This window comes from Marinomonas pontica (assembly GCF_026191375.1).
GTDB lineage: Bacteria > Pseudomonadota > Gammaproteobacteria > Pseudomonadales > Marinomonadaceae > Marinomonas > Marinomonas pontica.
The window spans coordinates 1-14,291 of the sequence record NZ_JAODTL010000056.1 but is presented as its reverse complement, the minus strand read 5'-3'; the positions used below and the strand labels follow the sequence as shown (position 1 = coordinate 14,291).

Here is a 14,291-nt window from a genome sequence, read left to right as displayed (position 1 = left end):
AATAGCTCGAACTGATCAGCCAATCTCTACTTCGTGCATTCGACTCAAACAAATCCTGACCAGTGGAATAATCACCAACAGGAATATTCCTCCCCCTAGATAATGTTTAATCAGTGTTGGGGCAACATCTTCATGAGTAGATACATTTTCAGTCGCCATAACGTGTTCAGTCGTCGTTTTAGGCGCAATTATCACGAAAGGTACGTGAGTCTGGGCAGGGGTGAAGTTGCTATTATGCCCCCAATAATTCAGCTTATTATCATTAAACTCTTGTCCGTGATCTCCTGTGATGACAACCACTGTATTATCGAGTCCCCCCGACATTTCAATAGCATCAAGTACTTTTTTCGATAAGCTATCAACAAAGTGCACACTCGTTTTGTAGCGATTTAGGAAAGGAACAGGATCCGTATCATTATTAAGTGCAAGGTAATTTACATCACTAAGCATTGGTTCATATCGCTCTTTGTAGTCGACAGGAAAGTCATAACCATGAGGAGCATCATAAAAAAGAAAAGAGAAAGTGGGCCTTGATGCGTCTCTACTCTCATACCACTTCAACCAATCTTCAGTCAGATCACTGTCTCTTTCTGATGGAGAGCTACCTTCAGACCTCAGCCTCAAGTCTTGAATTTTAGAAAAAACAGTACGATTAAACTCCGGGTCCATCAAAGAAGCCGATGCAAATGCACCAATTTGATAATTCAACTCCTGCAGCCTGTCCATAAATATAGGTGATCGACCATTACTAAGCATATTCTGCCAATACGTACCAGGCATACCATAAAACAGCCCAAATATTCCGGTTCTAGTAGAGTTGCCAGTAGACATATGATGGTCATAAACAACGCCATTTTGCGCAAACAACCACAAATTTGGCGTATTATCAGCATTAAATGTGTCGTACCGCCATGAATCTATCACTAAGAAAACAATATTAACTGGCTTATCAATATCGGTATATTTAAGCTCAGACAGCGGATAATGCAAATCACTGCTGACTTTAATTGACATAGCTCTTTGTTTCGCAATTGCCTCTTCATCTACCCAACCATATTTTTGCATTAAACTATTAGACGTAGCGGGGTGAAATACAGGTAAATAATTTTTAACAATCATTATTGGCTGGTACGCATTTGCAGCAGCCCAGATATGAATAAAATTAGAGGTTAAGAAAGAAAGAACAAAAATAGTAACCAAGCCTTTTTTTCTATATTTTTTCCCCTTTTCTATTCGACCACTCAAATACAATACAAGCAAAATTTCTATTAAAAACACACCAACAAAAGACAAAACGCTGACAAGCCAAGTCATCATTGAAAAATCAACAACATCTCCAGATAAAACCAGCTTTAAAACCACTTCATTGATATGAAATCGATACTGTGAGAATACAAAAGTATCAACAACCAGAGTAGATAGAGCCAACGTTGCTAAAAGGCTAAGGCCTATAAAGTAAACAGGCCTAGGCAAAAATGTAATAACAAACCCGATCAATCCAATCAATCCACCTAAAAGAGCGAGATGACTAATCAGGCTAGAAATGATAAAGACTGGACCTAAAACCCCACTTGGGAATTCAGGCATAAAATAAAAATATCGGGTAGAAATACCAATAGAAAGAAAAATATTTACAATCAAAAAATCTGAGTAGACAGATAGCTTATTTTTATAATTCATTTGCTAACCTTAAAAACTTGAAAGGATTAAGAATCCACACCAAACAAATCACGTGTGTACACCTTCGACTCAACATCTAAAACATCGTCCGTCATTCTGTTCGCGACAATGACGTCTGATATTTTTTTAAATTCATCAAGATTCTTAATCACTTTCGAGTTGAAGAAAAGATCCTCGGAGAGAGCTGGTTCATACACAACCACTTCGACACCCTTGGCTTTGATGCGCTTCATCACCCCCTGAATAGCGGAGGCTCTAAAGTTATCCGACCCGACTTTCATCACAAGGCGGAAAATACCCACAACTTTGGGATTGTTTTTCAAAATCGATTCTGCAACAAAGTCTTTACGGGTAGCATTAGCGTCAACAATGGCACGTACTAAGTTATTTGGAACCTTATCGTAGTTTGCTAGCAGCTGTTTGGTATCTTTAGGTAAGCAGTAGCCACCATAGCCAAAAGAGGGGTTGTTATAATGATTACCAATGCGTGGGTCTAGTCCCACTCCTTCGATAATTTGACGACTGTTCAGGTGATGGGATTCAGCATAACTGTCCAACTCATTAAAAAACGCAACTCGCATCGCGAGATAGGTATTCGCAAACAGTTTGATTGCTTCCGCCTCAGTAGAGCCTGTTAATAGCACATCAATATTCGTTTTCTCCGCCCCCTGCACCAATAAATCAGCAAACACTTGAGCACGATCAGAAACCTCGCCCACAATAATGCGAGACGGGTATAAATTGTCGTGCAGGGCTTTGCCTTCACGTAAAAATTCAGGTGAAAATAAAAGATTATTCGTTGAAAAGCGCTCGCTTGCTGACTGAGTAAAGCCAACCGGAACGGTCGATTTCACGATCATCACCGCATTAGGGTTGATGCGAATAACATCTTGAATAACGGATTCTACATGGCTGGTATTGAAATAATTGGTCTGCGGATCGTAATCGGTAGGCGTTGCAATGATAACAAAATCCGCACCAACGTAGGCCTCTTCCTTGTCCAAGGTAGCAACAAAATCAAGCTCTTCTTCGGCGAGATAACGCTCGATATCATGATCTTCAATAGGCGACTGCTTGTTATTTAGCATCGTCACTTTGGCAGCAACAATATCCAGCGCAACAACGTGATTGTGCTTAGCCAATAACAAAGCGTTTGAAATACCAACGTACCCGGTTCCAGCTACTGCGATTTTCATTCAGTCTTGTCCTTTATTTTAAAGATAGATATCGAATTCAAAAGACGCTATTTTACAGCTTGCATCATAATTAAAAATGCCTAATCGTGCTTTTTTTATGAATTGCATTAAGAAAGACAGCAAACAGTGAACACCTCAGCTAATCTTAATAAAAAACAAGGAGTTCCATATGAAATTTGAATTGGTCGATCGTCAAGGCTACATCCCTGATCTGAACTATGGCACCTCAGGCCAAGAACTTTCCTGCTTTATTCCCAGCGACTACCCTTTCCAACAAGTCAGCTATAACAATGGCGAAGGCCAGGCAATCATCGACAAACACACGTGGCATTTTTTCTTCACACAAGAAGGAATAGGCATTCAACTCATTGATGGCATTGTGTCTTCAAAAGAGGCAGAACACTTACTCCTCGCCATTAAATCGCATATATGGGGAGACTCTCATCAACAAGTACAAATATTCATAGCAGGCTCAACCCCCAAATAGCAGCTTGGCAACCGTTACAATTAGCCCCTAATATTATCAACAGGGGCTAATTTAACGACACTAAGACTCGGCCATCGCACGCATCATTCGCTTCGACCACTGACTCCATGATCCTACATAGACTCGTTTCGCTTCAATCCCCGCATAATTTAGCGCCAATACATTATGGCAAGCGGTTATACCAGAGCCGCAGTAATACACATACGCATCACCTTCCTCTGTCAGCCAGTCTTGCCACTCAACATGCAATTGCTCAGCCGGTTTAAAGCTTCCATCCGCATCAAGGTTGTCTAAAAATGGGCGATTAATCGCTCCTGGTATATGGCCGGCGATCGGGTCTATGTTCTCGTTTTCACCGTTAAAACGATCTGACGCTCGAGCGTCCACCAATTGAAATTGATTGGTCTCAAAATTTTCAACAACAACTTGCTCATTGATCGCCCAAGGAAACGAAACCTCTATTTTATCTTGCGTTGCCACTCCCACATTCGGCTCAGTCGACACATCCTTGCCTTCGCGCACCCAAGCAGGAAAACCACCATCCAACACGCGTACGTTGATCGACTGCTGGCACAGCATCCACCATGCGCGCGCTGCAATCGCGCCACCCATATCATCATACACAATCACTTGAGTGTCAGAATTGATTCCCCAAGTCTGTAACTGGCGAGCAAAAATCGCTTCATCAGGCAATGGATGACGCCCTGTCACCTCCGTTTCCACTGCAGCCAGTTCATGGTGAACATCCACAAAAATGGCCCCAAGAATGTGGCCAATATTGTATTCAGACTTACCTTTAGCGTGATCTGTTAAATAAAATCGACAATCTAAAACAACCACATTCGAAAGCCCAAGCAATGCGGCCAGTTCGTTTGTATTTATTAGCGTTTTTAATAGCACAGGCTTTCCTCAGACAATCATTAAGAATAATAAAATAGGCGCACTCTGTTTCGTTAAAATCTACTTTGATTATTCAATTTTTGCTAACATCCGCGACAATTACTTCATTGCCGAGTTTCTTATGTTACGTATTGACCTAATCCTCACAGAGCAAGGCCTAGCCAAATCACGCTCTCAAGCTCAAACCTTTATCAGTGAAGGGCGCGTCAGCTACAAACAAGATCAGCAATGGATAACCGTCACCAAACCGAGCCTGAAACTGTCACCAGACACAGAACTTCACGTTGAGATCAGTGACACAGACAAATATGTCTCTCGTGGCGCGCTTAAACTTGAAGGCGCTTTAGACTACACCAAGCTCGACATTCATGGTTTTCATGTACTAGATATCGGCCAATCCACCGGAGGCTTTAGCGATTGTGTCCTTCAACATGGTGCTGCTCACGTGGTAGGCGTAGAAGTCGGACATGGCCAACTGGATCCTCGCTTACGAAACAACCCAAACATCACCTGTTTAGAAGGTATAAATGCTCGCCACCTTTGCGCCGAAGACCTGCATCAATACCTACCAAAAAGCGGCTTTGACCTCGCGGTTATGGATGTGTCGTTTATTTCACAGACTAAAATATTGCCCCAACTCCCCAATTTACTCAGCGATACTGGGCATTTAATCACACTCGTTAAACCGCAGTTTGAAGTGGGAAAAGAGTTTATTGGCAAGGGAGGCATAGTCAAAGACAAGCAACGCATCGAAACGCTGTCCAAAGACATGCAAGCGTTTGTAAAAACGTTAGGATTCGAAGTGAAGTGTTATATAGACAGCCCAATAAAGGGCGGTGATGGCAATCAAGAATTTTTGCTTTGGGCAATCAAACAACAAGCCTAAGTGATCACAACCTAAATAATTTCATCATATTGATGGAGGCTATTTGGCAAAATGTCGCGTGCCTCCTTCTCTTCCAGTTCATGGATGTAATTTCGTGCCATATAAAAGCCGAGACTACCGAAAATAACCGAGCCCACAGCCTGACCAAACAAGATCCCTTCCGCCCCCATAAATAGGGAGAAAAAAGTAATCAATGGCCAGGTTCCCAGCGTCGCACGTCCAAAGTTCAACAACGTGCTATTTAATGGCTTACCTAAATTGTTAAACACCGCAATCGCAATGAACAAAAGACTCTGAAAGAAAAAGCTGAACGACACAAAAGTTGCGAAAAAACGAATCAAATCCGCACTGCCTTGCGTTGCATGAAAGACACCCACCAACCAGTCTTGAATTTGATACAGAAAAAAACACAATATCAAACAATAACCCAGAGCATAGACCACAGCACTGCTGATCGCGCTGTGCATCCTATCAAAGCGCCCGGCGCCATAATTTTGCCCTAATATTGGTCCAACAGCCCCAGACAACGCAAAAATACCACCAAACACAACCGGTATCACGCGACCGATCACGGCCACCGCCGCAACGGCATCATCACCAAAGGACGAGGTGTGCTCCATCACAATAGCATTCGCTAAAGGAGACGACATATTCGTTAGCATTGCCGGAACCGCAATAACAGAAATCGATTTAGCGTCTTCAAAAAACTCCATCAGGTCAAACTCACCCAACATTTTATGAATATGCACAACGCCATAATAAGACACTGCGACCATCGAAAACCTCGCCAACAACGAAGCAATGGCAGCACCTTGAACACCCAAACCAAAGGCAAAAATGAAAATTGGATCCAAAACCGCATTAACCAAACCACCCACCATGGTGGCGTACATTGCACGGCGGGCATCTCCCAACGCGCGCATGATCCCAGAGCCGATCATGCCAATCATCACCGCAGGCATGCCCACTACCAAGATCTGTAAATACCCAGTCGCCAAATCCAGCGTTCTACCCGTTGCTCCTATGTACAAGAGGATATGAGGAATATTTGGCCACAAAAACCACACCACCGCCGTGGAAAAAAACACACCAAACGCCAAGACATTGACGGCTCGGCGCTTCGCTAATTCAATTTGCCCTTCACCCACCGCCCGCGACACTAACGCAGTGGCCGCAATCGATACCGCAATACTTAGCGATATCGTAAAAAACATTATTGTACTTGCAAACCCAACAGCAGCAACCGCTTCTTTCTCGCCCAACATAGACAGAAAAAGCATATCGACCAGATCAACCAAAAACATACACATTAGGCCAAACGCCCCGGTAGCAGACATGCTAACGACATGTTTGAACGTGGAACCTTGTGTCAGTTTTGCCGGAGCAGGCATTCTTATCCCCTAAAAGTGTCGCACTTGCGCAAAAAACATAAAAAAACCAGACACATTGCTGTGGTCTGGTTTTTCATTTTCTCATGTATGGCGTTGCGAGAAAACGCTTACTTTACGCCTGGGTCATAGACGCCTCAGTGAAGATGATTATTTCCTCGATTAAAGACGATTTTTTCCACATCTGTGAAGCGTTCTGCGAAATGCACGGTCATGCCCTCTTTCACTGATTCTGGCAATTCTTCAAAGTCACGACGGTTAGGCTCCGGCAAAATAACTTCACTAATTTTACTGCGCTTCGCGGCAATGATTTTCTCACGAATACCACCAACAGCAAGCACTTGCCCTGTCAAAGTCAGCTCACCGGTCATCGCCAAACCTCGACGAACCGGTTCGCCTTTGGCCAAAGACAGCAATGCCGTCGCCATAGAAATACCCGCACTTGGTCCGTCTTTAGGTGTTGCCCCTTCTGGCACATGCAAATGCACCAAGCTTTTATCGAAAAACTCTGGAGCCTTTTGATAACTCTTCGTATGTGAAAAAACATAAGAATACGCGATCTCTGCAGACTCTTTCATCACATCACCCAACTTACCCGTCAGCTTCAAGCCGCGAGTCAACTCATGCACTTTATTGGCTTCAATTGGCAAGGTCGCCCCACCCATTGATGTCCATGCCAAACCTGTCACCACACCAACGCCCTGCAATGTTTTCTCAGGACGGAAATACGGCATTCCCAATAAAGCTTCTACGTCTTTGACGCCCACACTGATGTGATCTTTTTCGCCTGTCATCAACTCAACCACACTTTTACGCAGAATCTTTTGCAGTAATTTATCCAATCCACGGACGCCCGCTTCCCGAGCATAATGTTCGATGATATGTCGCAACGCCGCATCAGTAATATTCAGCTGCTTCTTCAACAGCTTATTTTTCTTGAGTAATTTAGGCCATAAATGCTGCTTAGCAATCGCTAATTTTTCATCGCCGATGTAACCGGATAGGCGAATCACATCCATACGATCCAATAAAGGTGATGGTATTGTGTCCAGCTGATTGGCCGTACAAATAAACAGCGCCTTAGACAAATCGATACGCATGTCTAAATAATGGTCTAAAAACTCAACATTTTGTTCTGGGTCAAGCGCTTCCAGTAACGACGACGCTGGATCGCCTTGGAAAGATGAGCCAATTTTATCGATTTCATCCAGCATGATAACTGGATTTTCAACTTCCACGTCTTTTAAAGCCTGCACAAATTTACCCGGTAAAGCTCCGATATAAGTGCGACGATGACCTTTTATTTCCGCTTCGTCACGCATACCACCCAGGCTAAAACGGTAGAATTTACGGTTTAGAGATTCAGCAATGGATTTACCAATCGACGTTTTACCCACACCAGGCGGCCCGACCAAAAGCAAAATGCTGCCTCCCATTTCGCCACGGTGCGCCCCCAATGCCAAAAACTCAACAATCCGATCTTTAATATCACCAAGACCGGCATGGTGTGATTCCAAAACATCACGTGCCAGTTTTATGTCTAGATTGTCTTTTGAATGCACGCCCCAAGGTAAAGCCGTCGCCCAATCCAAATAATTACGAGTAACGCCGTATTCAGGAGAACCGGTTTCTAAAATACTCAGTTTATGCAGCTCTTCATGGATCTTATTTTCCACCGCTTTTGGCAAGGTTTTCCCTGACAGCCTTGCTTCGAATGTCTCCACATCGGAAGTGCGATCATCTTTGGAAATCCCCAACTCTTTTTGGATGATTTTTAACTGTTCTTTAAGAAAGAAATCACGTTGATGCTTGCTAATTTTGTCGTTAACTTCTGCACTGATTTCATTTTGTAATCGCGCAATTTCCAACTCTTTTCTAAGAAGCGTCAATGCCAAGTTCATCCGAGCATGAATAGGAATTGTCGCTAATACATCGTAAAGCTCCTCGGCATCGGCAGAGGTGATAGACGCTGCGAAATCCGCCAACAGCCCAGACTCATTAAACGAAAAACGCCCCAGATACTGTTTTAAATCTTCACTAAATAACGGGTTTAAACGAATCAACTGTTTGATGGCATCCAATATTGCGATCGAATAAGCCTTTGACTCATCGTCGTTGGATTTCACATCATTGATATAGCGAACTCGTGCCAAATAAGGCGCGTCTTCGCTCAACCACTCAACCACTTCAAAACGCTTTACGCCCTGAGCCAAAAACGTCAATTTATCGTTCTGTTTTTCAGCTTTATGTACTCTCGCAACACAACCAATAGAACGAAACTCATCAACAGAAGGGGCTTTTTTCGCTTTTTTATCCGCGTAAACCAATCCAACAGCCGCCTGTGGGTGCTCTGCAATTCTTTCTAAGGTGTCTTCCCACTGATCCGCATCCACCATGACTGGCTGCACTTGTGCAGGGAAAAAGGGCGACTCGAAATCGGTAAAATAAACAAAGTGTCAGGCAACACATCATCAGGCAATGCCAAGCCTTTAGGGTCACTGATCACAACCTCGTCATCTTCTTCCATGATTTCATGCTCAGTTTGCTCATCTAAGTATTGTTCGTCATTACTCATAATCAACATCTCAAAAATCGGTATATTTATTAAAACAGCACAAGCTAAAAAATGAATGCTGTTAATGGAACGGAATACTCTCTATGTAATGACGATCTGAACGAAAACAACACTCTGTTTTGTTTTCCCAAATACTTACTCACTTTAAAGGCAAAACTTAACCTAGCAGACAGGATTAGTTATTTGGCCAATTCCGACTTAGTGCTATTATAAGAAACATCATTAAGACACAAACGCTTAGTTCATATCCCCGTAGAGTTAAAAAAAGGAAAGGCCAATGACTCGTGACGAACTCCTAACCGCTTACCAAGACATCCATGTGGTAAAGCACCCTTTCGTAAAACATAAGCTGACCAGCCTTCGAGACAAAAACACCAGCACACGTGAATTTAGAATGTTGGTTGAAGAGCTTGGTACTCTCATTGGTTATGAAGCCACACAAGATCTAGAAACCGTTGACGTTGAAATTGAAACACCTCTAGAAAAAGCCATGTGCCCCGTCCTAAAAGGCAAAAAACTGTGTATCGTTACCATCATGAGAGCAGGTAACGGACTGGCCGAAGGCGTCTTAAAACTGTCTCCTAGCGCCCGAGTTGGTCATGTTGGTCTATACCGCGATCCAGAAACCAAGCAACCGGTTGAATACTATTTGAAAATGCCTCACTCGGTAGAGGAGCGAACCATTATTGTCGTCGATCCAATGCTAGCCACGGGGAACTCCGCCATCATGGCCATAGAAAAGATGAAAGAAATGGGCGCAACAGACATTCGTTTCATTTGCTTATTCGCCGCACCTGAAGGCATCCAAGCGTTTAAAGAAGCGCATCCAGACGTTGCTATGTATATTGGCTCGATTGACCGTGGTCTAGACGACCATGCGTATATTCGTCCAGGCGTAGGCGATGCTGGCGACCGTATTTACGGTACTCGCTGATCCTCCTCTTCAAAAGCTCACAACAAAAAACGCCCTACTGTTTCAGCAGGGCGTTTTTTCGTTTCGTTAACACTGCAAAAATACAAACAGCTCTATTTTCTAGCTTTTTAACGCTAAAAAAGCCCCCGCACTGGCCATAATGCCACCAGCCGTTTTGTTTAACGATTTCATAGAACGTTCTGACTTCATCAACCGTCTTGCTTGAGAGGCCCCTATAGAAATAATGGTCAAACCAAAAAACAACGCAATGAACGCCAGAAAAGACGCCAAAACGATGTCAGCACCACTCAATACGGTCAAATCCATAAAGGTGGGTAAAAAAGCCACATAGAACAAAATGACTTTGGGGTTGGAAGCTGAAATCATAAAGCCCTGAATAAAGCTGGCAATCTCACCTTTCGAGCCACCTTCACTTTCAAGTGACGAGTCTGCAACAGGAGAAAACCACATTTTCCACCCCAAATACATCAGATAAGCAGCACCAGCATATCGAATGACCAAAAACGCGGTTTCCCATGTTGACGCAATCGCCGCCAAGCCATAACACGCCATCACTAAGTAAATGATGTCACTCAACACCATGCCCAAGCTCAGAGACACGCATGCTCGCACACCTTTTGTCATACTTCGTGCCAATATGGCAAACACACCAGGACCAGGTGTAATGCTAAAAATAAAAATGGCGAGAAAAAACGTAATTCCACTTTCTAATGTCATAACCAGCCCTCATGCCTTCTATGAATTACCCAACCACGCCGCAACCTGCGAGAACCATTCGCGTGATGATTTGCTTTGCCTCATCATAATCGCTTTCTTCTAGCTCGTCTTTTTGCAGCATAATTTTTACTTGCGCGTCAAAGTCTGCGTACGTTTGCGTCATCGCCCAAATACTAATAAACAGATGCTCAGTGGAAACTGGCTGAATAAGCCCCTCTTCCACCCACTGTTGTATTGTCGATTTTTCGCGACTCAGCTCCGTCACAAAGTAGCGTCTAAGATACTCGAGAACGAACGCTTCTTCACCAATTAATGCCATAGCAAAAATCTTAGAAGCATTTTTATTTGCTCTAGACTGGTCTACCTTCTCACTAATGTATCGTGTCAGATTCTGTTTTGGCCCTTCTGACACCGTAAACTCACTAACAGAATCCAACCATAACCTTAGAATTCGTTCCAACACCGCTTCAAGAAGGTCTTTCTTAGAGCGATAATAATAATGCACATTCGCCTTCGGCAATCCTGCTTCGTCGGCAATCATCTGAGTCGTGGTCTTTGCCAACCCTTGTCGCGCAAACACGCGTTCTGAGGTTTCAAGAATTAGAGCTTGATTTTGCGCTCTGATGTGCGCTTTTAACTGATCTTTTGGTCGTTTAACGTCGGACAAAGGTTTAGCCTCGCTGATCGAATATTTACTAAAAGAGAAAAACGTCAATGCCGACTTACCATCCTGAACGGCACAACAAAAGAATAACATTCTTTGTAATTGCCACGAAGGTATAAGCAAAATTTGCATAAAAAAAGGGAGCCGAAGCTCCCCATTTCCCCTCGCAGCAGAGACGTTCGTGACTATAGGCATTCGTCACTAGGCTAACTGCTACACCACGTTGGCGCTGTGATTAAGATATCAAATACACATTGGCTATCTCAATGTTCTTAATGGACGGTGTCACCCATCACAAGCCACTGGATTCAGTGACTCAAAACCGCGTCTATCGATCAACCTCATCGAAATGGTCTCCCAATAAACACGGCTTTATAAAAAAGTATGACACTGATTATAGACAGCTGTAATCACAGTGCAATAGATCACAGCAAAAAACTTGACCGATCGATCAATTAATTTGAAATTTTACACATTCTTGGGCTGCGGAGACTTAGAAACGCGATTTCGGCCTTTTTTCTTCGACTGATATAATGCTTCATCGGCTCTTTTAAGGACCGAATCCGGAGACTCCGCGAGCGCCGCAAAAGCAACACCAATACTCACCGTTACATTCACATCCACATCCCGCTTCTTTTTGGGATCAAACACTTCAACCAAGGTTTCCTCAATACTTTCACGAACCAGTTCCAATGCTTTTTCCGACTCAGCAAGATGCTTCCCTCGAAACACCACCGTGAATTCTTCACCGCCATATCGAAAGGCGCGCCCTGGATAAGCAAACAGTTTCAGTTGCGATGCCACCGTTTTCAACACCTTATCCCCCATATCATGGCCGTAGGTATCATTAAATTTCTTAAAATGATCCACATCCACCATGGCAATAGCGTACTGTTTAGGCAAACCAACCAACTGTTCATTTAATGCCCGCCGACCTGGCAATCGAGTCATATCATCCAGATAAGCCATACGATGGCTTTCCATCAATAAAAACCAAATCCACAACAAAAATTGAGCGGACAGCAATGCATCAAATTGGGAATCAGAAGACACAAAATGGCTGATGATTAACAAGCAAATAATGCTGATCAACCCACTCGCCCTGAACGTATCGCCGCTCAGCCACCAAGCCGCACCTATGGCCGTGGTGCTTAGACACAATACACACCAAAGCAAAACAGTAGACCAAGTTAACGAACTGTTAAAAAAGGCATAATCTAAAAACGAGAATGAGACCCAGCGGCGTTCAATGGCATAACACCAACAAACCAACATAACGACGAACAAAATACGATTGACCGCAAAACGATTAAAAAAGCCGCGCTCGGGAATAAAACCCAGTAAAGCAATACAAAAGCATGAGACCACTAAATACGCTGTCAAAGAGGCGTCTTGATCAGAGTCACCATACAATTTAGGGATCAATAACAGCAACACTAGAATCAGCACTCGGCCTTTATTGAAGTGCCAAGCCAGTAAAACAGCAACGCCAGCCAAAATAAGAGGAAGTAACGGTAAAATACTAAACCAAAGCGGTGGCAGCAGCCCCACATACAAACTAGCATAAACACTAACCAGTAAAATGCAGCACGGAACCAACAGTGAACCTAAACGTTCAGACATAAAAAAATAAAACCCATCGAATCATTCGATTAAATACGATCAATATATTGCCCCGAAAACGATTCAATTTCATTAATAATAGTAGGAAATCTAATTTGAGGAAAAACGATGGGATTACTGATAGATGGCCAATGGGCAGACCAGTGGTACGACACAAAAGCCAGCCAAGGCAAGTTCATTCGCAGCGAGTCCGCTTTTCGCAACTGGATCTACCCTGAAGGCGAATACGACGCACACAACCCAACACACTTTCCGGCACAAACAGGTCGTTATCACTTATACGTTTCCCTTGCCTGCCCATGGGCTCACAGGGCACTGATTTTTATCAAGCTCAAACAGCTAGAAGACATTATCAGCATCAGTTGCGTACACCCAGACATGCTTGAAAATGGCTGGGAATTCAAACAAGACCCAGACTTTATTGACCCAAACATTCACATAGAAGACCCACTGCATCAATTTGATTATGCGCATCAACTTTATACAAAAGCCAACCCAGATTACAGCGGCAGAGTCACGGTCCCCATTTTATGGGATAAAGAGCGCAGCACCATTGTTTCTAACGAGTCATCGGAAATTATTCGTATATTTAATCGCGCTTTCAATGACATCACCCATAACACGCTGGACTTTTACCCTGCTGAAAAAGCGGATCAAATAGATCAAATTAATGACCGCATTTACAACACCCTGAACAATGGCGTGTATAAATGTGGTTTTGCTACGACCCAACAAGCCTACGAAGAAGCGCTCGTTCCAGTTTTTGATACGCTCGACTTTTTGGAAGAACAACTTTCCACCAATAGCTATCTAGTTGGTGAAGAACAAACCGAAGCCGATTGGAGGCTATTCACCACACTGATTCGCTTTGATGCCGTTTACTTCGGGCATTTTAAATGCAATATGAAACGCATTTTGGATTACCCCAAACTCAATGCGTATTTAAAACGCTTGTACCATTGGCCGAACATTGCAAGCACAGTCAACTTACAACACATAAAACGCCACTATTATTTTAGCCACAAAAACATCAACCCAACGCAAGTGGTTCCCATTGGACCTGCGAGCCTTTTTGTCTGACGTCTTTACAACAAGAAGAGGAATTAAGGCAAATTAAAGAAGCCTAAGCTAAAGTCTATTAAAGTTGAGCCTTTTTAAGGATAATAGGCTCACTTTCGTATCGACTTCTTTTCCTTGGAAGCATTATCTGAATAGATAATCATAACGAGGATATAAACGTT

At 43.3% G+C, this 14,291-nt stretch carries 11 protein-coding genes and 1 pseudogene; 4 read left to right on the top strand and 8 right to left on the bottom strand.

Translation table 11 applies throughout. From position 1 onward, the window contains the following. Nucleotides 1–15: 15 nt before the first annotated feature. Nucleotides 16–1,680: a DUF3413 domain-containing protein gene (locus tag N5P32_RS16565; RefSeq protein WP_265730124.1), complete on the bottom strand. Its 1,665-nt coding sequence runs from the start codon at nt 1,678–1,680 to the stop codon at nt 16–18. A gap of 26 nt (nt 1,681–1,706) precedes the next feature. Continuing rightward, nucleotides 1,707–2,876 carry a nucleotide sugar dehydrogenase gene (locus N5P32_RS16560; RefSeq protein WP_265730123.1) on the bottom strand — a complete coding sequence of 390 codons (1,170 nt, stop codon included), beginning with the start codon at nt 2,874–2,876 and terminating at the stop codon, nt 1,707–1,709. Nucleotides 2,877–3,045: 169 nt separating this feature from the next. Here N5P32_RS16560 and N5P32_RS16555 point away from each other — a divergent pair, with 169 nt between their 5' ends. After that, nucleotides 3,046–3,363 (top strand): hypothetical protein, encoded by a 318-nt coding sequence (locus tag N5P32_RS16555; protein WP_265730122.1) that lies wholly within the window; start codon nt 3,046–3,048, stop codon nt 3,361–3,363. Nucleotides 3,364–3,423: 60 nt separating this feature from the next. Here N5P32_RS16555 and N5P32_RS16550 read toward each other — a convergent pair whose 3' ends face one another. Then, nucleotides 3,424–4,263 carry a sulfurtransferase gene (locus tag N5P32_RS16550; protein WP_265730121.1) on the bottom strand — a complete coding sequence of 280 codons (840 nt, stop codon included), beginning with the start codon at nt 4,261–4,263 and terminating at the stop codon, nt 3,424–3,426. A gap of 121 nt (nt 4,264–4,384) precedes the next feature. Here N5P32_RS16550 and N5P32_RS16545 point away from each other — a divergent pair, with 121 nt between their 5' ends. After that, nucleotides 4,385–5,149, top strand: coding sequence for a TlyA family RNA methyltransferase (locus N5P32_RS16545; RefSeq protein ID WP_265730120.1), 765 nt, complete (start codon nt 4,385–4,387; stop codon nt 5,147–5,149). An 11-nt stretch (nt 5,150–5,160) separates the two neighbouring features. On the opposite strand, the gene N5P32_RS16540 is transcribed toward N5P32_RS16545, so the two are convergent. Then, a complete protein-coding gene (locus N5P32_RS16540; protein WP_265730119.1) occupies nt 5,161–6,540 on the bottom strand; it encodes an MATE family efflux transporter in 1,380 nt (459 codons plus the stop codon). 134 nt (nt 6,541–6,674) lie between these two features. Continuing rightward, nucleotides 6,675–9,112: pseudogene (gene lon / locus N5P32_RS16535) on the bottom strand (endopeptidase La). 277 nt (nt 9,113–9,389) lie between these two features. On the opposite strand from lon, the gene upp reads away from it, so the two are divergent. Then, a complete protein-coding gene (upp, locus tag N5P32_RS16530) occupies nt 9,390–10,046 on the top strand; it encodes a uracil phosphoribosyltransferase (protein ID WP_265730118.1) in 657 nt (218 codons plus the stop codon). 99 nt (nt 10,047–10,145) lie between these two features. On the opposite strand, the gene N5P32_RS16525 is transcribed toward upp, so the two are convergent. The 3 genes from N5P32_RS16525 to N5P32_RS16515 form a co-directional block, all read right to left on the bottom strand. Then, the gene (locus N5P32_RS16525) at nt 10,146–10,763 is read right to left on the bottom strand and encodes a LysE family translocator (RefSeq protein WP_265730117.1); all 618 of its coding nucleotides are present in this window, start codon (nt 10,761–10,763) and stop codon (nt 10,146–10,148) included. Nucleotides 10,764–10,788: 25 nt separating this feature from the next. Next, entirely contained in the window at nt 10,789–11,430 is a 642-nt protein-coding gene (locus tag N5P32_RS16520) for a TetR/AcrR family transcriptional regulator (RefSeq protein ID WP_265730116.1), read from the bottom strand. A gap of 465 nt (nt 11,431–11,895) precedes the next feature. Then, nucleotides 11,896–13,050, bottom strand: coding sequence for a GGDEF domain-containing protein (locus N5P32_RS16515; protein WP_265730115.1), 1,155 nt, complete (start codon nt 13,048–13,050; stop codon nt 11,896–11,898). Nucleotides 13,051–13,158: 108 nt separating this feature from the next. On the opposite strand from N5P32_RS16515, the gene N5P32_RS16510 reads away from it, so the two are divergent. Continuing rightward, nucleotides 13,159–14,130 carry a glutathione S-transferase family protein gene (locus N5P32_RS16510; protein WP_265730114.1) on the top strand — a complete coding sequence of 324 codons (972 nt, stop codon included), beginning with the start codon at nt 13,159–13,161 and terminating at the stop codon, nt 14,128–14,130. Nucleotides 14,131–14,291: the final 161 nt, after the last annotated feature.

Bases quoted from the DNA above. Each gene is read 5' to 3' on its own strand.
- N5P32_RS16565 (WP_265730124.1), bottom strand. From the start codon at position 1,680: ATGAATTATAAAAATAAGCTATCTGTCTACTCAGATTTTTTGATTGTA.
- N5P32_RS16560 (WP_265730123.1), bottom strand. From the start codon at position 2,876: ATGAAAATCGCAGTAGCTGGAACCGGGTACGTTGGTATTTCAAACGCT.
- N5P32_RS16555 (WP_265730122.1), top strand. From the start codon at position 3,046: ATGAAATTTGAATTGGTCGATCGTCAAGGCTACATCCCTGATCTGAAC.
- N5P32_RS16545 (WP_265730120.1), top strand. From the start codon at position 4,385: ATGTTACGTATTGACCTAATCCTCACAGAGCAAGGCCTAGCCAAATCA.
- N5P32_RS16540 (WP_265730119.1), bottom strand. From the start codon at position 6,540: ATGCCTGCTCCGGCAAAACTGACACAAGGTTCCACGTTCAAACATGTC.
- upp (WP_265730118.1), top strand. From the start codon at position 9,390: ATGACTCGTGACGAACTCCTAACCGCTTACCAAGACATCCATGTGGTA.
- N5P32_RS16525 (WP_265730117.1), bottom strand. From the start codon at position 10,763: ATGACATTAGAAAGTGGAATTACGTTTTTTCTCGCCATTTTTATTTTT.
- N5P32_RS16515 (WP_265730115.1), bottom strand. From the start codon at position 13,050: ATGTCTGAACGTTTAGGTTCACTGTTGGTTCCGTGCTGCATTTTACTG.
- N5P32_RS16510 (WP_265730114.1), top strand. From the start codon at position 13,159: ATGGGATTACTGATAGATGGCCAATGGGCAGACCAGTGGTACGACACA.